Origin of the sequence: Chryseobacterium sp. MYb7 (assembly GCF_002979455.1) — a bacterium.
Taxonomy (GTDB): Bacteria; Bacteroidota; Bacteroidia; order Flavobacteriales; family Weeksellaceae; genus Chryseobacterium.
This window is the reverse complement of record NZ_PCOU01000008.1, coordinates 134,342-155,161: the sequence shown is the minus strand read 5'-3', so window position 1 is coordinate 155,161 and position 20,820 is coordinate 134,342. Positions and strand designations below refer to the sequence as shown.

Here is a 20,820-nt window from a genome sequence, read left to right as displayed (position 1 = left end):
TTGAAGTTGGATAAAAAGAAATGGTTACTCTTTAAAAAAAGAGTACGGGTGCCGGAAATAATATGTGAAAATTTACCCCGTTATGGGGTAGTTGTTGTAGTTGTGAATGTAGAAACGGAAGATATGCCTGAAATAGGTGATTTCAGGGTAGAAATATCAGATATGTTTCTTAATACATTCATTGTAACAGAACAAATGTACAAATTATTTTGGAACAGCCAAGTTTTTAACATAATAAAATATATTTCCTTTTTTGGAGATATATTTGGTGTAATTGATTAAAAATGTTACATTTATAATGTTAACTAATAACGAAATAACCATGAAAAAATTAAAAAAATTAAACCGTCAAAATCTGAAATCCATCAGTGGAGGTAATGTAAACAACTGTTTTGAAAACTGTCCTGCCGGACCTTACGGACCTGGTGAACCAAGATCATGTGCTGATTATTATGCTTTACCGGAATGCTGTAAAGGAAGAGTACTGGTAAGCTTTGAGTGCTTTGGTCCTAATTAATGTGAACAATACAATTTATTGTTATTCAAGAAATACTAAAATTATTACAATATGAAAACAATCAAGAAATTATCAAGAGAAGATAAGAAAAATATCAAGGGTGGCTTCACTGATATTCAGATTGAAGCATGTGGTGGAGAGCAATTTGTCTGTTTCCGAGGAGGTGGAAAATGGGGATGCTGGCTAAAGCCGGGAGGTACTTGCTATGCGCCGATGCTGTAAATATTGACTGATTTTGTCTAATAAAAAAACGATCAAAATTTAATTTAAAATAAAACTACCATGAAAAATTCAAAAAAATTAAACAGAGAAAGCTTAAGAGCTATTATGGGAGGAGGTGGAGACGAATGTGCTGTAGATCTTGACTGTGGACCAAAAGGCTGTGCTGTATGTACAGATTTTAAAGGGCGTAAAGTTTGTCTTTACCTTTTCCCTTATGATCCAACCATCCCAGGTAGCTGCCCAATTCTGGAAGCTTAATGAAAAATCAAAATCAAAAATTTAATTAAAACGACTATGAAAAATTTAAAGAAATTAAACAGAAAAGAGCTTGAACAATTAAATGGAGCAGCAGGTCCGTCAAGATGTGCAGGATGCCCGCAGCATGCTACATTCGGAGATGGTCCAGAATATCAATACCCATGTTCTGCTTATCAGGGACTTCCTGACCATTGTAAAATGTGTGTGTTGGTAAGTATGGAATGTGTGGACGGAGGAGTTTCTTAAAATAATATCTGTTTTAATAGCAATAAAAAAGCACTGTGAAAACAGTGCTTTTATTTTATTAACAATTATCGGGGATGTACATTCCTCTTGGTACGCAGATCAATTCTCCGTTGCATCCTAAACCGCAGGTTTCATGTATTTCACAGTTTAAGTTGCAAGTACTACCGCCTCCATTTACATTTTTAAGACTTCTTCGGTCTAATTTTTTTAGATTTTTCATATTTATTATTAGTTTGGATGCTAAATATAATAAATATTGAATGACAAAAAAAATTATTTTATGCTTTTAGAAAGATCAAGCATGGCTTCAATAGGCTTCAATGCTTTTAATCTTAATTCTTCGTCGATAAGAATTTCAGGAAGCTCATATTTCATACATAAATACAATTTTTCCATGGTGTTGCGCTTCATGTAGAAACATTCTGAACAGTTACAGCTTTCGTCAAAAACTAATGCAGGAATAAGTTCTTTGTGAGGTGCACGTTTTCTCATTTCGTGAAGGATACCTTCTTCTGTAGCGATGATGAATTTCTGACAGTCATCTTTTTCTACATAGTTCAACAGAGCAGAAGTAGAACCAATGAAGTGAGCCAGTTTCAAAACAGCTTCTTCACTTTCAGGGTGTGCAATCAGTTTAGCATCCGGATTGTCAGCCAATTGCTGGGCAATTCTTTCCATTGAAAATGCTTCGTGTACTACACAACTTCCATCCCAAAGGATCATATCACGTCCTGTTTTCTTAGACAGATATCTTCCCAGGTTTTTATCCGGTGCGAAGATGATTGGTCTGTCTTTCGGAAGGGCTTCAATAACTGTTTCAGCATTGGAACTTGTTACGATGATGTCACTTTCTGCTTTAGTTTCTGCATTACAGTTGATGTAAGTAGCAATTAAAGCATTCGGGTGCTGCTCACGCATTTTTCTCAATCCTTCTCCGGAACAACCATCTGCAAGAGAGCATCCAGCCATGGTATCAGGAAGAACTACTTTTTTAGTTGGATTCAGAATTTTAGCGGCTTCTGCCATGAAATGTACTCCGCAGAATACAATCATATCAGCATTGGTGTCTTTTGCCTGTCTTGCCAACTGTAAAGAATCACCCAGGAAATCAGCGATATCCTGAATTTCTCCAGGTTGGTAATAATGGGCAAGGATTACCGCATTTTTTTCTTCTTTCAGTTTAAGAATGGCTTTCACCAATTCTTCTCCCTGAGGAATAGCAATATCTTTTATATCCAGAAATCCTCTGACAGGAATTGCAGATTTAGCTTTTTCTAATGTTTCGGTACTCATATCACCTCAATTTTTTATTATCAGAAGCTAGAGGTTAGAAATTAGAAGTTAGATTTTGAGTGTAGTATTTTACTCCCATCCTCCTTCTTCCATCTTCCAGCCATTAATTACTGATAAAACTTTTTATTAAACTTTCTATTTCTATTTTAGCTGCATCAAGATCTTCATTGATTACGATCTTGTCAAACTCGCTGGCGTAGGTCATTTCTTCTTCTGCCTTTGCTACACGGGTTTTTATGGTTTCTGCATCATCTGTATCTCTGGAGATCAATCTTCGTTCCAATTCTTCAATAGAAGGTGGTTCTATAAAAATAGATAGCGCTTTCTCACCGAAATATTTTTTTAGCGAGATCCCTCCTTTTACATCTACATCAAAAATAACTACTTTTCCCTGTTTCCAGATTTTTTCTACTTCAGATTTTAAAGTACCGTAATATTTGTCAGTATATACTTCTTCATATTCTACAAAAGCATCTTCAGAAATTTTCTGTCTGAACTCATCCGGTGTCAGAAAATGATAGTCCACTGCATGAACTTCACTTCCTCTAGGCTGTCTCGTTGTGCATGAGATTGAAAATTCCAGCTCAGGAAATGTTTCCAGTGAATGTTTTACCAATGTAGTTTTTCCGCTCCCTGATGGTGCTGAAAATATAATTACTTTATCCATTTTTTACAATTTCGGGTTACGAGGTCCGAGTTTTGGGTTTCTTTTTTAGAAATGACAACCACACATCTCGTACCTCATACCTATCATTACAATACGTTTAACGTTTGTTCTTTAATTTTTTCAAGGTCATCTTTCATCATCACAACCAGTTTCTGGATGTCTGCGTGATTGGCTTTAGAACCCAAGGTATTAATTTCTCTTCCGATTTCCTGAGAAATAAAGCCCAGTTTTTTTCCGTTGAAAGATTCATTGTCCATTACTTCTTTGTAATATTTCAAGTGCTGGGCAAGTCTTACTTTTTCTTCAGAAATATCAAGCTTTTCAGTGAAGTAAGCCATTTCCTGGTAAAAACGTGTTTCATCCACATTTTCGAATTCTTTCAAAGATTTCTGATAACGCTCTTTCACGCTTATAATTCTTTCTTCTTCGAAAGGAATTACTTCTCCAAGATACTTGTCGATATTCTGAATATTTCTGTTTAATTCTTCATGTAAGATGCTGCCTTCAGTTCTTCTGAATTCTTCGAATCTGTCTACGGCGTTGTGGACAATTTTAGCCAAAGCTTCCCATTCCCCTTCCGTCAATTCGTCAGGTCTTGATGTAATAGCATCAGGAAGTCTTACCGCCATTTTAAGGTATTCGAAATTGGGTCCGTCAGAAGCTATGTTTTTAAGTTCGTTGATATAAGAATCAATTAAGTTTTTATTAATTTTTACATCATTGGACTCTTCAAGATTCTCAATATTAACGTAGCAGTCTACTTTTCCACGGATAATTCTATCGTTAAGAATTTTTCTGATTTCAAATTCTTTTTCTTTATAACGTAAAGGAATTTTGATATTCAAATCAAAGCTCTTGCTGTTCAGAGATTTAATATCAATTGTAATTTTTTTTCCTTCAAAAACATCTTCGGCTCTACCGAATCCGGTCATTGATAAAATCATAGTTTTTTATTGTTCTACAAAGATAAACAATTAAGTGTATAATGTGATACAATGAAATTTCAACGTAAATGATCTGATTGTTTAATTTTAAATTTGTTTTAAACCATTAAGATTTTAATGAAGGTGTTAAGAATATTAAGATGAGCTTCGCTTTTAGCATAATGCTTAAAAGAAATCTATTGGATTTTTTTCTTAATTAAACTTAACAAATTAAATATTCTTAATGGTTCAAAACAATCCGCAGCTTTTTTTGTATTTAAAAATAAAAATTCAAATGAACTCGTTTTCGTAAATTAGCGCTGTGAAAAAGAAAAATTTAATTTCTGTAGTAGGACCCACCGGAATTGGTAAAACGAGATTGGCAATTGATTTGGCTCAGTATTTCAATACGGAGATTATTTCCTGTGATTCCCGTCAGTTTTTTAAAGAAATGAAAATAGGAACGGCTGCCCCTTCGGAAGAAGAATTGGCTGGAGCGCCTCATCATTTTATCGGAAATCTTTCAGTGGAAGACTATTATTCTATCGGACAATATGAAGAAGATGCGCTTCAAAAACTTAATGAACTTTTTGTCACTCATGACACTGTAATTCTTGTGGGTGGGAGCATGATGTATGAAAAAGCGGTGATAGAAGGACTGCATGATTTGCCAGAAGCGAATGCTGAAAATCAGGATAAACTTCAGGCTATGATGGAGCAGGAAGGAATAGAAAAACTTCAGGGAATCTTACAAAAACTCGATCCTGAATACTTCAATGTGGTGGATATTCACAATCACCGCCGACTATTAAGAGCTATTGATATTATCTGGCAAACGGAGAAAAAATATTCTGAACATATTTCGGTTTCTCAAAATGGCAGAGATTTTAATGTGATCCGTATAGGAATAGAAGCGGAAAGGAAAGAACTGTATGACAGAATCAACCGTAGGGTGGATATTATGATGGAAAACGGATTGTTGGATGAGGTAAAAGGTCTTGAGAAATTCAAAGAGCTGACTGCTTTAAATACGGTAGGATATGCAGAACTTTTCAAATATTTTGATGGCGAGTGGGACCTTGATTTTGCAGTTTCAGAAATAAAAAAGAACAGCCGGAGATATGCGAAACGCCAGCTGACCTGGTACAGAAAAGCAGATGATATTCATTATTTACAATTGGGATATTCTGAAAAAGAGTATGAAGATTTGTTGAAATGGCTTGCAGAGGAGTTTGAAAAATAAGATGCTTTTACATTATTAAACGACTTTAGGAGTTTTTAAAATATAGATTCCTACGGAATGACATAGTGTGCGGATAAACTAAGCGCTTAGTTTGTCATTCTGACGAAGGAAGAATCTCATCGATTGTTTTTTAAAGATTCTTCATTCCACTTTGTTGACAGTACAGATTGTAATTAATTAGGGTGTTTTTATACTAAAAAAATGCGGCTCTGAAAAGAACCGCATCTTAAAACAAATATAATTTAATTTACTACTTCCAACCGCCGCCTAGTGCTCTGTATAAATCTACAATGCTGCTTAATCTCTGTCTTTTAATGGAAGCCAGATTCAACTCTGCCTGTAGGGAATTCCCTTGTGCTGTAATCACTTCCAGGTAATTGGCTGAACCTCCTTTGTAAAGAAGTTGTGCACTTTTAATTCCGTCTTTTAAAGTAGTAGATTGCTCTGTAGCTTTTTGTTCTTGAACTTTTAAATTTTCATTGGAAACCAAAGCATCAGAAATTTCTCCTGCAGCATTTAATACCGATTGACGGAATGCCAGAACATTTTTCTCTCTTTGAATTTTAGCTACTTCCAGATCTGTTTTCAACTGTCTTTTCTGGAAAATAGGCTGGGTAATTCCTCCTAAAACTGATCCGAATAACGAAGCCGGAATCTGGAACCAGTTATCAAATTTGAATGAATTTACTCCTCCGTTGGCTGTAATCTTTAATGCAGGGTACATATTGGCTTGAGCAATTCCAACCATGGCATTGGATTCTAATAAAACCAATTCCTGCTGACGCACATCCGGTCTGCGGCTTACCATAGCTGCCGGAAGTCCTGCGGAGATATTCTGAGGTAATGAAGTATCAGACATTTCAATCGTTCTGTTTACTTTATTAGGCAGCTCACCAGTTAGAATACTCAATGCATTTTCCTGAATAGCGATATTTTGCTCCAGTTGGGCAATCAGAAGTTCTGTTGCCTGTTTCTGTGCGGCTGCCTGCTGTACTCCTAAAGAGGTGTTATCACCACTTTCCCACATTTTCTGTGTAATCAATAGGGTATTGCTGCTCAGTTCCAGATTGGATTTTGCAATAGCCAATTGTCTGTCAAGCATTAACAAATTATAATACCCTTGTGCAATAGCTGCTACTACCTGAGTCTGAACGGCTTTTGAACCTTCATAGGTTTGAAGATACTGCATTCTTGAAACTTCCTGCTGGTTTTTGATCTTTCCCCAAATGTCAGCTTCCCACGAAAGGTTGAAGGCTGCATTATAATCTTCAACATGGCTTGAACCTAAAAATAAATTTAAGCTTTGCCCGTTCATACTGTTTTTGGAAGGTCTTGAAATCTGTCCGCTTACTCCGAAACCAACGTCCGGATATTGCATATATTTTGCCTGTTTCAGTTTTTCCTGTGAAGCAGCAACCTGCTTTAATGCGATCTGAAGGTCATAATTATTTTTAATTCCTTTTTCAATCAATCCCTGTAAAATAGGATCACTGAAAAACTGTTTCCACTCCAGATTGGCAATACTGGCAGTATCTGCAGTGGCGGTGTACTGGAATTTTTCCGGAAGAGGAAGCTCGGGCTCTGTGTATGCCAGTTTAGACACACACGAAACAGAGCCGATTGCCAGCACAAATGTTAGAATAATATTTTTTACTCGTTTCATAGTTTTTAAACTTTTAGTTGAATACAAAACTTAGAGAGGTTTTTGTTGAGGCAAAAATTGTCTTTAGTAGGAGGAAATAGTTAGCTTTTGTAAACCATTAAGAACAGGCAGGTAAATAGGTAAACCTATGATCTTAAAATTTTCTCTAAGTTTTTGTTATTCATTTTTTTATTAGTGACTAGCAGCTAAAAGCTCTTCCTCCATTTGTTTTTTCAGAAGTCTTTTCTTTTTTCTGCTTGGCATTTTTTCATGCAGATACTGGAATACTACGTACATTACTGGAATGATAAAGATTCCTAATATTACTCCTGTAAGCATTCCACCTACTGTACTATAACCGATAGAGTGGTTTCCTTTTGAAGAAGCACCCTGTGTCCATACAAGTGGAAGCATTCCCACGATGAAAGCAAAAGAGGTCATTAAGATCGGTCTTAAACGTAATCTTGATGCCTGAAGTGCAGATTCAATTAATGTTTTACCTGCTTTTCTTCTCTGTACGGCAAACTCTACAATCAGGATGGCATTTTTGGCCAGTAGCCCGACCAGCATGATCAATCCTACCTGAACATAAATATTGTTATCAATTCCCGCTAATCCCGTGAAGGCAAATACTCCGAAAATCCCTGTTGGAATGGTAAGAATAATAGCAAATGGAAGGATATAACTTTCATATTGAGCTGCCAGTAAGAAGTAAACAAACAAGATACTTAGGAAGAAGATAAATGAAGTTTGTCCACTTGTCTTGATTTCTTCACGGGTAATCCCTGTCCACTCATATCCATATCCTCTCGGAAGGGACTGCTGAGCAACTTCTTCTACTGCTTTAATAGCATCTCCGGTACTGTAACCAGGTTTTGGAGTTCCGTTAATCGTTACTGCGTTGAAAAGGTTATTTCTTGTTACCGTCTCAGGACCAAAAGACCTTTTTAACGTTACCAAAGTTTTTGCAGGAACCATTTCTCCAGATTTATTTTTTACATAAATTCCTGCCAGTGAATTAACATCTGTACGGTAAGGAATATCGGCCTGAGCCATTACTCTGTAATATTTTCCGAATCTGTTGAAATCCGATACAAAGCTGCTTCCGAAATAAATCTGCATCGTCTGCATCAATTCTGTTACAGAAACACCTAACTGATTGGCTTTATCCGTATCCACATCAATAGTATACTGAGGATTTCCTGCTGCATATGTTGTAAAGGCGAAAGCAATCTCAGGTCTTTTCATCAGCTCTCCAATGAACTGTTGCGTAGTTGTTCCCAACTGTTCGAAAGAACCGTTTGTTTTATCCTGAAGCATGAATTCAAATCCGGAAACGTTACCGAAACCTTGTACAGTAGGGAAGTTGAAGAAGAATGCATTGGCATCTTTTACCTGGCTTACCTGTCCTGTCAATGTTGCTGCAATCTGATCCGGGTCTTTCATTTCACCACGCTTGTCATAATCTTTAAGTTTAATGAAACCTGCAGAATATGGAGAAGCATTTGCATTACTGATGAAGTTCATCCCATCCGCAACCCAAAGGTGGTTGGTTGCTTTTTCACCGTTGATAATTTTATCAATCTGTGCCGTCGCTCTGTGTGTTCTTTCTAATGAACTTCCCGGAGGCGTATTCACTGCATACAATACGAACCCCTGGTCTTCAGTAGGAATAAATCCTGATGGTGCTTTTTTGATCAAAAATACACTTGCCGCTGTAATGATGACAAGACCTCCTATCGCAACCCATTTGTTTTTAATTAAAAATTTAAGGCTGTAGATATACTTTCTGGTCATGCTGTTGAAACTGGCATTAAAAGCATTGAAGAATCTTGCTCCAAAACCTTTTTTATGACCGTGTTCACCATGTTCTCCCTGAGGATCATTTAAGAACATCGCGCATAATGCCGGGCTCAATGTTAATGCATTCACTGCTGAGATTAAAATCGCAATCGCTAATGTGAAAGCAAACTGTCTGTAGAAAACCCCTGCAGGTCCCTGCATGAAACCAACCGGAATAAATACTGCACACATTACCAATGTAATGGAAATGATGGCTCCTGAAATTTCACTCATCGAGTTCATTGTAGCCTGTTCTACCGGCATCCCTGTCTGTTCCATTTTAGAATGGACGGCCTCTACCACTACAATGGCATCATCCACTACAATACCGATGGCGAGAACCAATGCGAATAAAGTAAGCATGTTGATACTGAAGCCAAATAACTGAAGGAAGAAGAATGTTCCGATAATCGCTACCGGTACGGCAATAGCAGGAATTAATGTAGATCTGAAATCCTGAAGGAAAATAAATACTACAATAAATACCAATACGAAAGCAATAACAAGCGTTTCCACAACCTGATGAATTGAAGCATCAAGGAAGTCTTTGGAATTATACATGATAATGGGTTTCACTCCTTTTGGAAGCGTGGTTTCCATTACTTTCACCTGCTTTTCAATTTCTGTCAGGATTTCGTTGGCATTAGAACCTGCAGTCTGTAAGATCGCAAATCCGGCAACGGGTTTTCCGTCTACTCTGTTGGTAGCAGTATAGGTATAAGATCCAAACTCTACTCGTGCAACATCTTTTAATCTTAAGAAAGAACCATCACTATTTGCTTTGATTGCAATATTTTCATAGTCTTCATTCTTGTTCAGTTTTCCTTTATATTTAAGGATATATTCGTAAGTTTCCTTACTCCCCTGTCCAAGACGGCCTGGGGCAGCTTCAAGGTTGTGATCTTTAATGGCTGCCAAAACTTCCTGTGGAGAAAGATTATTTGATGCCAAGCGATCCGGTTTCAACCAGATTCTCATGGAATAATCCCTTGTTCCGAATACCTGAGCCTGTGCAACTCCGGGGATACGCTGTATCTGTGGAATAACGTTGATCTTCAGATAATTTTGAAGGAATAATTCATCGTATTGTTTTTCATTTTCACTGGTCAGTCCCATGAACATAATCATACTGTTCTGAACCTTCTGGGTTGAAATCCCGGCCTGTACTACTTCCTGAGGCAGCTGGCTCATTGCTTTTGATACACGGTTCTGTACGTTTACCGCGGCATTGTCAGCATCTGCTCCCTGCTTGAAGTACACACTAAGTGTCATGGTACCGTCATTACTGGAGTTGGAAGTCATATAGGTCATATTCTCAACCCCGTTCACGGCTTCTTCAATAGGAGTGGCAACCGAACGTGCTACAACTTCAGCATTAGCTCCAGGATAGAATGCCGTTACCTGAACGCTTGGTGGAGCGATGTCCGGAAAGAGGGCAATCGGTAAATTAAAGAGAGACAAAGCTCCCAATAATAAGAGTATTATGGAGATGACCGTTGAAAGGACCGGTCTTTCTATAAATTGTTTTAACATAAGAAGTTTATTTTTTTAAGTCTTCTGTTTTCGGAAAGGACTATAATGGTTTCGCTTTTAATAAGCTGTCAGACGAAATATTTTTCGGTCTGATGGATGCACCGTCTTTTAAGCTTCCAATTCCTGTGTATACTATTTTTTCTCCACGGGAAAGTCCTTCAGAAATAAAGTAATAACTGTCTGTTTTTCCGGATATTTTAATAGGTCTCCCCATTACTTTTTTATCTTTATCCATCACGTATACATAGGTTTTATCCTGAATTTCAAATGTTGATTCCTGGGGAATAACTACTGCATTCGAAATCAGCTGAGGCATACGCACTCTTCCTGTATTTCCGGTTCTTAAAGTTCCGTTGGTATTAGGGAAAACGGCACGTACACTGATGGCTCCGGTAGTTTTATCAAACTGTCCGTCTACAATGCTTAATCTTCCTTTTTCAGGGTAAGTACTGTTATCGGCGATGACAAGATCTACCATCGGCATATTTTTCAGCTTTTCTTCTAAGCTTGCTCCAGGGTATTTGTTTTGGAAAGCAATGAAATCAAGTTCACTTAAAGAGAAGTAGGCATAGATTTCACTGATATCAGATAATAATGTCAATGGATTTACATCTGTTCTTGAGATCAAACTTCCTTTTTTGTAAGGAATTCTTCCGATATAACCACTTACAGGAGCTGTAATCGTTGTAAATCCTACATTGATTCTTGCGCTTCCAACAGAGGCTCTGGCTTGAGAAGCAGCGGCAACGGCAGCTTCATAATTGGCTTTTGCTGTTTTAAGCTGTACATCAGAAACTACTTTTGCAGCAACCAGTGGCTGAATTCTGTCTACTTCCACTCTTGCTTTTTGGATATTGGCATTGGCAGCCTGAAGATTAGCCTGAGCCATATTCATCTGCTCGCCGTAGCTTCTTGAATCTATTTTAAATAACGGTTGTCCTGCTCTTACATAAGCACCTTCTTCTACATAGATTCTATCCAGATATCCGTCTACCTGAGATCTGATTTCTACGTTGTTTTTCCCTTCCAAAGCAGTTGGGAATTCCTGATATGTAGTAGCGGGTGATGTAATAACGGTATAAACCGGAAGTTCTGGAGCTGGAGGTGCGGCATTGGTTCCTTCTGCGGCTTTTGTGCAGCTCTGTAAAAGAATTATACTTGCAATAAGTACAATAAACCTTGTTTTTCCAGGTAATTTCATTGTTGGTTTAATTTTTTTAATGAAGTGTTAGAGGTAAGTAAAGTGTTTTAGTAAATGCTGTATTTTTTCCTAACAGTGTTAATAATTAGTTCAAAAAAAATTACAGAATTTTTAATGTCCAATGAAGTCGATTGTTTCCATAATTGAAAATTGTTTTTAATGTATTTAAGTGTATAGTGATGGTGTAAGGTGTGTTAATTTTACTAACAGTGTTAATTGATAAGCAAAAAATGACTAATTTTAACAACTGAATACTATGAATGGTTTCATAAAAGATTGAGTTTTTAATCAGGAAAAACAGAATAATTTAAATTAATTAAGCGTTAAATTTCCTAACGGTGTTAATTTTTAATTCAAAAAAAATTTACAAAGACTTAATAAAAGCCGAAACAGTTTCGTCCAATGTAGTCTTATTCATTGTAGAAGGGATATCAGCTGTACGCATCATCATAATAGAGATCATTCCGTGTACGGCAGAAAACAGAGCGTGAGACATATGACAGGCATTGTCCGGATTGGATCCGTTTTTCTTTATAATCTCATAAGTGCATTCATAGATAAGCTCCTGAAATGATGAGAATTCCTTTTTCATTTGACCTTTTCCGCAACACTGCATTCCAAGACCAAACATAAGCTGGTAATATTCCTTGTTTTTAAAAGCAAAGTTCCAGTAAGCATCCACAATGGCAACAAGCTGTTCTTCCGGAGTACTGTGTTTCTGCTGAGCTTTTAATAATTCTATATGTAACTTGTGGAAGCCATCTAATGAGATTTCAAATAAAATAGCTTCTTTATTTTCAAAATAATCGTACACCACCGGGGCACTATACTCAATAGCGTCTGCTATCTTTCGCATAGAAAGTGATGCCCAGCCTTCAGTTTTAGCCAAAGTAAAAGCAGCCTGCAAAATATTTGCACGGATGGATTCTTTTTCTCGTTGACGGCGTTCATGTAGACCCATGATATTTATTTACTAACAGCGTTAGCAAAACTACAAACTTTTTGATATAACTTCCAAAGGATATTATGAATTTTATAGATTGGGCGACTATTTAAAGAAAAATAAATCAAAGGCTGGAAGCAGGAAAAATGGGGGCTGGAAGTTCTTTTTAGGGTTGAATACTATAATAATAGAATTTGACTATAACTATTTTTGAAGCCTAAAATCTTCCCACCTCCAGCTTCCAGCTTCCTTACTTTATTAAAAATGAAAATGTCTTCTTCCTAATTAATAAAAGAAATATCTATCTTTGCGGTAAAGAAAAAAGGATATGAATACTCCCTCAAATATGCTGGCATTAGGAACAAAAGCACCGTTTTTTGAGCTTCCTAACCCGTCAAAAACGAATGAACTTCAGTCTTTGGACGAACTGAAAGGAGAAAAAGGAACTTTGGTGATCTTCATGTGCAACCACTGTCCGTTTGTTCTTCATGTGATCGACAAGATCAATGAATTATACGAAGATTATAACGAACGTGGAATTGAATTCATTGCCATTAATGCTAATGATATTGAAAAATACCCGGCAGATTCTCCTGAAAAAATGATCGAATTCCAAATTGAAAGAAATTTTGATTTCCCTTATTTATTTGATGAAAGCCAGGCTGTAGCTAAAGCTTACGAGGCTGCTTGTACACCGGATTTTTATTTCTTTGATGATAAACTGGATCTTGTATACAGAGGTCAGATGGATGATTCAAGACCTGGAAATAATAAAGATGTTACAGGTGAGGATCTGATTATTGCTTTTGAAAATCTTTTGGCGGGAGAAGCGCAGGAAGAAATTCAAAGACCTAGCATGGGATGCAATATTAAATGGAAATAATTGCTGGTTATTTAGTTACTGGTTTATAATACAAGCTGCTCTTTTGGAGTGGCTTTTTTGTTTCTTGTTGATTCATACGTGGAGGCTTTCTACAGCAGACTTGGCAGACGATAAAGCGCTTTATACATAATTAAATTTCTCCAGCTACTTTGTCACTCCGTAGGAGTCTCAGCATCACATTTTTTTAATAAACTTCTGTAAATTTTCTATAAGTAAGTCTAGATTCCTACGGAATGGACAAGCATAACGCTTAGTATAACCACGCGAATTGTCACTTCATAAGAGTCTCAACATTGCTTGTATTCTTTTATTGTAAACTTTTTGAAAGTAAGTCTGGATTCCTACGGAATGGACAAATAGAACTTTTAGTATGACCGCAGAAATTGAAACAAGAGCCAAACTATTAAAAGCTTACTTTGACCTTAGTCTCCTTTTCAATCTTCAAATCTACATTTACTTTATTATGAGAATAATTCCTGATAAACTCTGAAGGTGTTTTCCCCGTATATTTTTTAAACATCCTGTTAAAATACGTTACATTATTAAACCCACACTGATAGCTGCATTCTGAAATAGACCTGTCTTGGGCCATCAGCAGACATGCTTTATTGATTCTGTAACGGTTTACAAACTCTGTAAAAGTAATCTGTGTCGCTTTTTTAAAGAAATTACAGAAAGCCGGTAAAGTAAGATTGGCCAGTTTGGCAACGTCTTCAATATCAATTTCTTTGTCGTAATGATGTTCTACATAGGTGAAGATATTCTCAAGGCGGGTTTTATTTTTTGAAATAATGGTATAAGGCATGATTTCCTTATTTAAGAGATCATAATCCTCACATTTCGAAAGCTCAAAAAGAATTTCAAGCAATAGTAAATATCTTTTATAGCCTTCTGATTCTAACATCAGCTTCAGTTTGGGAAGCATTACTTTTTTTACTTTATGATGAAAATGAATCCCATATTTAGAAAGTTCCAACAGATTTTTAATAGATCTGGCTTCTACTTCCTGCTGTGGAAACTGAAGGATTTCTTCTTTGAACTGAAGCACAATTTCCTCGTGAGGATCAATAGAATTCAGTCCAAATCCGGAGTGGGGAATATTGGAACCAATTAATACCAGATCTCCATTCGTATAATTACTTTTATGATAGCCTACATGGCGGGTTCCGTTCCCGGAAATGACACATACTAGCTCAATTTCGGGATGATAATGATATTCCCATTTGAATTCTGAAATAGGAGAGTTATTATGAATCGTTCGGAATGAACTCTTTTCATTAGGGATGACCCTTTCAAAAGTAACTTTCATCTAATTAATCATATTTATTCATTAAAAATACTAAATATATTAATATAGTTCAAATATTGATTTACTGTGTTAAATTATCGTTAACAGAAATGCTTCTATCTTAGCCGACAAGAAATAACCTGAATGAAAAATCTTAACATCAAGGCCGTTTTATTTTTAAACTATTTTGTCTTCGCAATTCTTCTGAATTCTGTAGGAACAGTCATTCTACAGGTACAGCAGAATTTTGGGATTTCAAAATCTTCGGCCAGTGTTCTGGAAGGCTTCAAAGATCTTCCGATTGCCATATGTTCTTTCATTCTGGCTTCATTTCTTCCGAAGATAGGAATCAAAAAATCAATGTTGATTGCCTTATTACTGGTAAGCTGCATGTGTTTTGTAATGCCGTTTACCAATGACTTCTGGGTTTTTAAATTATTATTTGCAACCGTAGGAGTTTCATTTGCATTAATCAAAATATCGGTTTTTACTTCTATTGGATTGGTAACGGAAACTGATAAAGAACATTCCAGTTTTATGGGATTTCTGGAAGGTTTTTTTATGATTGGAGTACTGGCAGGAAATGTTTTATTCAGCTTATATATAGATGATCATAATCCGAAATCTACAGAATGGCTGAATGTATACTGGATTCTGGGAGGACTTTCAAGCTTATCTTTTTTATTCTTATTCTTTTCAAAATTGAATGAACAGGAGGCTAAAAGTGAGAAAACAGATCTCTTGGGAGATTTAAGAAACAGTGTAAGCCTTTTCAGTTATAAAAAAGTTTTGTGCTTTTTATTATGTGCTTTCCTTTTTGTATTGGTGGAACAGAGCTTTCAAACCTGGACACCTACATTTTATAAGGAAATTTTAAAAGTACCTACATCCATGAGCATTCAGGCGGGAGCGGTTTTGGCAGGAGCTTTTGCGTTGGGAAGATTTTTATCGGGATTCTTCTCCAAAAAATTCAGCTGGATCTATGTAGTTTCTTTCTGTGTGGTTGGTTTTGCCATCAGTTTACTACTGGTTTTACCTCTTACCCATAATATTCATATTGATACGAATACAAACTGGATGAATGCCCCTTTGGTGGTTTATTTATTTCCTTTAATGGGAGGTCTGCTGGCACCTATTTATCCAAGCATTAATTCTGTAATTCTGGCATCTATCCCCAAATATCTGCACAGTGCCATGTCAGGATTGATTGTTGTTTTCTCAGCAATCGGAGGAACGATAGGTTCTATTATTACCGGTTTTGTGTTTCAGGAGTTCAGCGGGCAGCAGGCGTTTTACCTTTCTCTGATTCCACTTTCATTGCTGATCACATCGGCGGTTTTCATGAATAAATTAAAAATTAATCCTAAAAAATAACAATGAGTAATCAGCTTTACATAAACGAAATTCAAAGTCTGTTTGATGCGGTACAGAGATCTGAAATTTTTGAAGATCAGAAAATGATGACGGATGCAGTTCCTCTGTTTCCAATTGCAAAGATTAATGAGGATTATGAACAATCAAAAAATACCGAAGGTTTTAATCTGAAAGATTTTGTGATGACTCATTTTGACTTTTTAGGAGCAAAAGTTTCTGTACACAGAGAAGAACAACTTCCCATTGGTGAACATATTGAAAAGTTATGGGATGAATTGACCCGTACAGCATATGAAGAAAAAGGAACCCTTTTAAAATTACCAAAACCATATATCGTTCCGGGAGGCCGTTTTAATGAATTTTTTTACTGGGACAGCTATTTTATCATGCTTGGATTACAGGTTTCAGGAAGAATAGAAATGATGAAAAACATTATTGAAAACTGTTCTTATCTGATCTTAAATGTAGGATTTGTTCCGAATGCGAGCAGAACCCATTTCCTGAGCAGATCTCAGCCGCCTTATTTTTCATTAATGCTGGATCTTCTTTTTGAAACGACACAAGACGAAGGAATTTATACGAAATATCACGAAACACTGGAGAAAGAATATGCTTTCTGGATGAATGGCGAAGAATGGCTTGAAAACGGATCCAGTGTAAAAAGGGTGGTTAAAACAACAAACGGAGATATTCTGAACCGTTATTATGATGCAGAAAATGCACCACGTCCCGAAAGTTATCTGATCGACATTGAAGATCATGAGACCACTTCAGGTGACGAATTTTACAGAAACATAAGAAGCGCCTGTGAATCTGGCTGGGATTTTTCCAGCAGATGGTTCGCAGACGGAGAAAATATACAGACGATAGAAACGCTGAACCTTGCGCAGGTTGATCTGAGCTGCCTTTTGTGGCATTTGGAAATGACTTTGGCGAAATCTTCAGCACTTCAAAATCTGAGTGAAAAAAATAATTATTTTTCAGAAAGAGCAGCAAGCCGAAGACAGATGATCAATACCTATTTCTGGGATGGAAATACTAACAATTATAAAGATTATCACACTAAAAAAAACACAAACACACCGTCTGAACATATTGCTGCTCTTTACCCTTTATTCCTTGGAATTGCAGATCAGGAGCAGGCTGAGGCAGTTGCTAAAGCTATTGCTGAGAAGTTCCTTTACCAGGGAGGGCTTGTTACGACAACCAAAAACTCAGGACAGCAGTGGGATCTTCCCAATGCATGGGCTCCTTATCAATGGTTAGGATTTAAAGCCATGAAAAATTATGGCTTTGATGAACTGGCAGAAAAAATTAAAAACAACTGGTGTTCCAATGTAGAAAGGGTCTACAAAAACACTGGGAAACTGATGGAAAAATACAATGCATTAGACACAGAAACAATAGCAGGCGGAGGGGAATATCCCAATCAGGATGGATTCGGTTGGACCAATGGAGTGTATTTACAATTACAACAAAACTGAAACTAACAATAAAAAATATGGCTATGAAAAAAAAATCGATCTTTTTAATCGCCGCAACAGCTACTTTATACTTTAATAATGCTTATGCCCAGGAAACTCCGAAAGATTCGGCAAAAGTTTCTTCAATAGATCAGATTGTCATTACCGGAAATTCCGGTCCTAAGAAAAAAATAGAATCCAGTACTGCGATTTCCACATTTAGTGCTAAAGAAATTCAGAAGCAAAACCCAATAAGTGCAGCTGCTTTATTACAAAGAGTACCTGGGTTTGCTGTGGAAACTTCAGGAGGTGAAGTAGGAAATAACCTTTTCGCAAGAGGAATTCCTTCTGCCGGAGCTTATGAATTTGTACAGGTACAGGAAGACGGTCTTCCGGTTTTCGAAGATGGTGCGCTTCAATTTGCTAATGCAGATAACTTTTTCCGTGTAGATAATTCGGTAAGCCGTCTGGAAGCTTTAAGAGGAGGTTCCGGTTCTATTTTCGCTACCAATTCTCCTGGAGGACTTATCAACTTTATTACCAGAGAAGGATCCAATGATTTCAAAGGAACTGCAAAAGTGGAAACAAGTACTTATGGGCTAATGCGTACAGACCTTAATGTAGGCGGCGCTTTGGTTCAGGATAAATTATTCTTCAACATCGGTGGTTTCTACAGAACAGACAGCGGAATCAGAAAAACTGGTTTCAAAGCTAATGACGGAGGTCAGATCAGAATGAACCTGAAATATGTCTTTGATAAAGGCTATGTGAAAGTATATTATAAAAAACTGGATGACAGAAATACATTCTTCCTTCCGATTCCTTTGATTCAAAATGGAAATGATCTGAAAGGATTCCCTGGTTTTGATCCTAATTACGGAACATACAGCTACAGATCAATCAGCCAGTTGAATATCCCACAAGCCGGAGGCGGATTTTTCAAAAGAAATCTTGAAGACGGAATTCATCCTAAAGTAGATGTGTTGGGTGCTGAGTTTAAATATGATCTTGGAAATAATTTCAGTGTTTTAAACAAAACAAGATATACGAATATCAATATGAATTATACAGGGATTTTCCCTGCCGGAGCACCCTACACAGCTGGCGATTTTGCAAAGCGCAGTGGAATTGCCGGAAATAATTACCAGTATTCATTAGTAAGCAACGGAGCTGTTGTAAACCCTGCCAATGTACAGGAACTAGGTTTCTGGGCTATTGATAAACAGATGAATAATTTTGTGAACGATTTGCAGTTCAACTATAAATTTGATAAAGGAAATGTTACAGCAGGTTTCTATAAATCAAACTGGAAGTCTCACCAATACTGGAACTGGAGTAATATTCTGGCGACTGCAACGGACAGACCGGAATTGCTGAACCTTGTAGATACTTCTCTTACGCCTTTGGATAATGGATATTCAAAAACGTATAACGGAGTGACCAGTATGACGTTTTTACAGAGAGATACTCAAACGCAGGGAAGTTTGAATGATCTTTATGTAAACTTAGACTATAACATTACCGATGCTTTAAGTGTAAATGGAGGTCTTCGTTACAGCCACGATTATTACAAAGGGAATTTTGCCAATACAACGACTGCCAATTTAAATAATTCAGGGTTAACAACGGATGGAACTCACGGTTTCAACACGACAACTGCTGATGATAATATGAGTGTGTTAGGAAACAAATACACGTATTGGAGCTATAATATTGATAAAGTGTCTTTCACTTTAGCGGCTAATTATAAAATCAACAGAGAAAATGCAGTATATGCCCGTTTTTCTAACGGTTTCAGATCTCCGAATGAAGAAGCATATTACAATTATTTCTCCAACCCGAATCCTGATAAACCGTTAAAATCTGTAACAACCAATCAGCTGGAAGTAGGGTACAAGTATTATTCGCGTACTTTTGATATTGCAGTGATTCCGTTCTATTCTACATTGAAAAACCTTTCCTTTACGGATATTTTCTCTAATGGAAAATCTGAAAATACATTTGCCAATACACAAAACTACGGGGTTGAATTTGAAGGGTATGCCCGTCTGTTCAATAATATGTTGGAAGTTTCATTCAACGGAACGGTTCAAAGTCCAAAATATAAAAACCTTGAAGCAGGAAGTGTTCTTGAAGGAAATGTAGTACGAAGAATGCCAAAATTTTTCTTCAATATTTCACCGGCAGTTAATATTACAAAAGCCTGGAGAGCTTATGCAAGCATGAATTACTATGGAAAACGTTTCCAGGATGAGAAAAACGTACAAACCTTGCCAGCTTTCACAGAATTCGGGGCGGGTACATCTTATCAGCTGGGAAAAATACGCTTTGCAGTTGATGGAACCAATATCTTTAATACCATTGGTATCACAGAAGGAGATCCAAGAGCAGGATCACCGAACGGAGATGGAACTATTATGGCAAGACCTATTATGGGAGCTGCTGTAAGAGCATCCATTACATTAGATTTCTAAAAACAGACTCTATTTCTTCTTATTAATGAAACCACCGGAAATTCCTGGTGGTTTCATATTTTTATTTAAAAAATTAATCTCAAAATTTGATTATAAAAGATCTGCTTAATCTGCGAAAATGATTACTGATCGTTTACTTCAAAAACGGATTGTACTGTTTTTCAAATCCTATAGAGGTAGGGTTTCCATGTCCTGAGAAAACCTGCGTATCATCATCCAGAGTGAAAAGTTTTGATTTAATACCCTCAATCAGCTGATCATAATTTCCTTTATATAGATCTGTTCTTCCGATACTGCCTTCAAAAAGAACATCCCCGGAAATCATGAATTTCTGATCTTCATTATGATACACCACACTTCCCGGAGAATGTCCCGGAACATGATATATTTTAAATTTTTCACCATCCAAATCCAGTTCATCCCCTTCCTTGATGTATTCTACATCCACTTTTACAGGATCTATCTGCATTCCGAACCTTACGCCGCTCGCCTGAAGCATATCCAGTACTTCCTGATCTTCCTGGTGTATATTCACAGGAACTTTGAATGTATCAAATGCCCACTGAAGTCCCAATACATGATCAATGTGTGCGTGTGTCAGAAGTATCTTCTGAATTTTCAGATCGTTTTCAGTGATGAAGTTGTTAATAGCCTGAGTTTCCTGTCCGCTCATATTTCCGGGATCAATTAACCATGCATTTTTATTTTCGTTATAAATGATGTACGTATTTTCGCTCGCAAAGTTGAATACGAAACCTTGAATCTGAAGCATATCTGAGTATTTTTTATTCAAAAATACGATATTATT

20 protein-coding genes are annotated in these 20,820 nt (G+C 36.7%); 10 read left to right on the top strand and 10 right to left on the bottom strand.

Features of this window, described 5'->3' with window-relative positions; genetic code table 11:
• Nucleotides 1-48: 48 nt before the first annotated feature.
• The 5 genes from CQ046_RS08950 to CQ046_RS08935 are packed head-to-tail and all read left to right on the top strand — an operon-like array spanning nt 49 to nt 1,243.
• Nucleotides 49-282: a hypothetical protein gene (locus tag CQ046_RS08950; protein ID WP_123906596.1), complete on the top strand. Its 234-nt coding sequence runs from the start codon at nt 49-51 to the stop codon at nt 280-282.
• A gap of 40 nt (nt 283-322) precedes the next feature.
• Entirely contained in the window at nt 323-517 is a 195-nt protein-coding gene (locus CQ046_RS08945) for a bacteriocin-like protein (RefSeq protein WP_105701924.1), read from the top strand.
• A 51-nt stretch (nt 518-568) separates the two neighbouring features.
• A complete protein-coding gene (locus CQ046_RS23535) occupies nt 569-739 on the top strand; it encodes a bacteriocin-like protein (RefSeq protein ID WP_156121586.1) in 171 nt (56 codons plus the stop codon).
• A 60-nt stretch (nt 740-799) separates the two neighbouring features.
• A complete protein-coding gene (locus tag CQ046_RS08940) occupies nt 800-997 on the top strand; it encodes a hypothetical protein (protein WP_105701923.1) in 198 nt (65 codons plus the stop codon).
• 36 nt (nt 998-1,033) lie between these two features.
• Nucleotides 1,034-1,243: a bacteriocin-like protein gene (locus tag CQ046_RS08935; RefSeq protein ID WP_105701922.1), complete on the top strand. Its 210-nt coding sequence runs from the start codon at nt 1,034-1,036 to the stop codon at nt 1,241-1,243.
• 58 nt (nt 1,244-1,301) lie between these two features.
• Here the strand turns inward: CQ046_RS08935 and CQ046_RS24040 are convergent, their stop codons facing one another.
• The 4 genes from CQ046_RS24040 to CQ046_RS08920 form a co-directional block, all read right to left on the bottom strand.
• Entirely contained in the window at nt 1,302-1,463 is a 162-nt protein-coding gene (locus tag CQ046_RS24040; protein WP_410493678.1) for a bacteriocin-like protein, read from the bottom strand.
• 53 nt (nt 1,464-1,516) lie between these two features.
• Entirely contained in the window at nt 1,517-2,536 is a 1,020-nt protein-coding gene (gene nadA / locus CQ046_RS08930; RefSeq protein WP_034694934.1) for a quinolinate synthase NadA, read from the bottom strand.
• 103 nt (nt 2,537-2,639) lie between these two features.
• A complete protein-coding gene (gene gmk, locus CQ046_RS08925) occupies nt 2,640-3,203 on the bottom strand; it encodes a guanylate kinase (RefSeq protein WP_105701921.1) in 564 nt (187 codons plus the stop codon).
• 86 nt (nt 3,204-3,289) lie between these two features.
• Complete coding sequence (locus CQ046_RS08920) at nt 3,290-4,147, bottom strand: YicC family protein (protein ID WP_105701920.1); 858 nt, start codon at nt 4,145-4,147, stop codon at nt 3,290-3,292.
• A gap of 301 nt (nt 4,148-4,448) precedes the next feature.
• Here CQ046_RS08920 and miaA point away from each other — a divergent pair, with 301 nt between their 5' ends.
• On the top strand, nt 4,449-5,369 hold the full coding sequence (miaA, locus tag CQ046_RS08915; RefSeq protein ID WP_105701919.1) for a tRNA (adenosine(37)-N6)-dimethylallyltransferase MiaA: 921 nt from the start codon (nt 4,449-4,451) through the stop codon (nt 5,367-5,369).
• Nucleotides 5,370-5,619: 250 nt separating this feature from the next.
• On the opposite strand, the gene CQ046_RS08910 is transcribed toward miaA, so the two are convergent.
• From CQ046_RS08910 to CQ046_RS08895, 4 genes are all read right to left on the bottom strand, one after another.
• On the bottom strand, nt 5,620-7,032 hold the full coding sequence (locus CQ046_RS08910; RefSeq protein ID WP_105701918.1) for an efflux transporter outer membrane subunit: 1,413 nt from the start codon (nt 7,030-7,032) through the stop codon (nt 5,620-5,622).
• A gap of 171 nt (nt 7,033-7,203) precedes the next feature.
• Nucleotides 7,204-10,386 carry an efflux RND transporter permease subunit gene (locus CQ046_RS08905; RefSeq protein ID WP_105701917.1) on the bottom strand — a complete coding sequence of 1,061 codons (3,183 nt, stop codon included), beginning with the start codon at nt 10,384-10,386 and terminating at the stop codon, nt 7,204-7,206.
• 40 nt (nt 10,387-10,426) lie between these two features.
• Nucleotides 10,427-11,587 carry an efflux RND transporter periplasmic adaptor subunit gene (locus CQ046_RS08900; protein WP_105701916.1) on the bottom strand — a complete coding sequence of 387 codons (1,161 nt, stop codon included), beginning with the start codon at nt 11,585-11,587 and terminating at the stop codon, nt 10,427-10,429.
• Nucleotides 11,588-11,951: 364 nt separating this feature from the next.
• Nucleotides 11,952-12,548, bottom strand: coding sequence for a TetR/AcrR family transcriptional regulator (locus CQ046_RS08895; protein ID WP_089689792.1), 597 nt, complete (start codon nt 12,546-12,548; stop codon nt 11,952-11,954).
• Between the two features lie 310 nt (nt 12,549-12,858).
• Between CQ046_RS08895 and CQ046_RS08890 the strand changes: the two genes are divergently transcribed.
• Nucleotides 12,859-13,413, top strand: a complete 555-nt coding sequence (locus CQ046_RS08890; RefSeq protein ID WP_047378998.1) for a thioredoxin family protein — start codon at nt 12,859-12,861, stop codon at nt 13,411-13,413.
• Nucleotides 13,414-13,816: 403 nt separating this feature from the next.
• Here the strand turns inward: CQ046_RS08890 and CQ046_RS08885 are convergent, their stop codons facing one another.
• Nucleotides 13,817-14,722, bottom strand: a complete 906-nt coding sequence (locus CQ046_RS08885; RefSeq protein WP_105701915.1) for an AraC family transcriptional regulator — start codon at nt 14,720-14,722, stop codon at nt 13,817-13,819.
• 123 nt (nt 14,723-14,845) lie between these two features.
• Between CQ046_RS08885 and CQ046_RS08880 the strand changes: the two genes are divergently transcribed.
• From CQ046_RS08880 to CQ046_RS08870, 3 genes are read left to right on the top strand one after another with little or no spacing between them, the layout of a single operon-like run.
• Nucleotides 14,846-16,075 (top strand): MFS transporter, encoded by a 1,230-nt coding sequence (locus tag CQ046_RS08880; protein ID WP_105701914.1) that lies wholly within the window; start codon nt 14,846-14,848, stop codon nt 16,073-16,075.
• Between the two features lie 2 nt (nt 16,076-16,077).
• Nucleotides 16,078-17,559 carry a trehalase family glycosidase gene (locus CQ046_RS08875; protein ID WP_105701913.1) on the top strand — a complete coding sequence of 494 codons (1,482 nt, stop codon included), beginning with the start codon at nt 16,078-16,080 and terminating at the stop codon, nt 17,557-17,559.
• Between the two features lie 23 nt (nt 17,560-17,582).
• On the top strand, nt 17,583-20,012 hold the full coding sequence (locus CQ046_RS08870; RefSeq protein ID WP_105701949.1) for a TonB-dependent receptor: 2,430 nt from the start codon (nt 17,583-17,585) through the stop codon (nt 20,010-20,012).
• A 133-nt stretch (nt 20,013-20,145) separates the two neighbouring features.
• On the opposite strand, the gene CQ046_RS08865 is transcribed toward CQ046_RS08870, so the two are convergent.
• Nucleotides 20,146-20,784 (bottom strand): MBL fold metallo-hydrolase, encoded by a 639-nt coding sequence (locus CQ046_RS08865; RefSeq protein ID WP_105701948.1) that lies wholly within the window; start codon nt 20,782-20,784, stop codon nt 20,146-20,148.
• Between the last annotated feature and the right edge of the window lie 36 nt (nt 20,785-20,820).

Excerpts from the sequence above, each read along its gene's own strand:
- CQ046_RS08945 (WP_105701924.1), top strand. The coding sequence starts at position 323 with ATGAAAAAATTAAAAAAATTAAACCGTCAAAATCTGAAATCCATCAGT.
- CQ046_RS23535 (WP_156121586.1), top strand. The coding sequence starts at position 569 with ATGAAAACAATCAAGAAATTATCAAGAGAAGATAAGAAAAATATCAAG.
- CQ046_RS08940 (WP_105701923.1), top strand. The coding sequence starts at position 800 with ATGAAAAATTCAAAAAAATTAAACAGAGAAAGCTTAAGAGCTATTATG.
- CQ046_RS08935 (WP_105701922.1), top strand. The coding sequence starts at position 1,034 with ATGAAAAATTTAAAGAAATTAAACAGAAAAGAGCTTGAACAATTAAAT.
- CQ046_RS24040 (WP_410493678.1), bottom strand. The coding sequence starts at position 1,463 with ATGAAAAATCTAAAAAAATTAGACCGAAGAAGTCTTAAAAATGTAAAT.
- nadA (WP_034694934.1), bottom strand. The coding sequence starts at position 2,536 with ATGAGTACCGAAACATTAGAAAAAGCTAAATCTGCAATTCCTGTCAGA.
- gmk (WP_105701921.1), bottom strand. The coding sequence starts at position 3,203 with ATGGATAAAGTAATTATATTTTCAGCACCATCAGGGAGCGGAAAAACT.
- CQ046_RS08920 (WP_105701920.1), bottom strand. The coding sequence starts at position 4,147 with ATGATTTTATCAATGACCGGATTCGGTAGAGCCGAAGATGTTTTTGAA.
- CQ046_RS08910 (WP_105701918.1), bottom strand. The coding sequence starts at position 7,032 with ATGAAACGAGTAAAAAATATTATTCTAACATTTGTGCTGGCAATCGGC.
- CQ046_RS08905 (WP_105701917.1), bottom strand. The coding sequence starts at position 10,386 with ATGTTAAAACAATTTATAGAAAGACCGGTCCTTTCAACGGTCATCTCC.
- CQ046_RS08900 (WP_105701916.1), bottom strand. The coding sequence starts at position 11,587 with ATGAAATTACCTGGAAAAACAAGGTTTATTGTACTTATTGCAAGTATA.
- CQ046_RS08895 (WP_089689792.1), bottom strand. The coding sequence starts at position 12,548 with ATGGGTCTACATGAACGCCGTCAACGAGAAAAAGAATCCATCCGTGCA.
- CQ046_RS08890 (WP_047378998.1), top strand. The coding sequence starts at position 12,859 with ATGAATACTCCCTCAAATATGCTGGCATTAGGAACAAAAGCACCGTTT.
- CQ046_RS08885 (WP_105701915.1), bottom strand. The coding sequence starts at position 14,722 with ATGAAAGTTACTTTTGAAAGGGTCATCCCTAATGAAAAGAGTTCATTC.
- CQ046_RS08880 (WP_105701914.1), top strand. The coding sequence starts at position 14,846 with ATGAAAAATCTTAACATCAAGGCCGTTTTATTTTTAAACTATTTTGTC.
- CQ046_RS08875 (WP_105701913.1), top strand. The coding sequence starts at position 16,078 with ATGAGTAATCAGCTTTACATAAACGAAATTCAAAGTCTGTTTGATGCG.
- CQ046_RS08870 (WP_105701949.1), top strand. The coding sequence starts at position 17,583 with ATGAAAAAAAAATCGATCTTTTTAATCGCCGCAACAGCTACTTTATAC.
- CQ046_RS08865 (WP_105701948.1), bottom strand. The coding sequence starts at position 20,784 with ATGCTTCAGATTCAAGGTTTCGTATTCAACTTTGCGAGCGAAAATACG.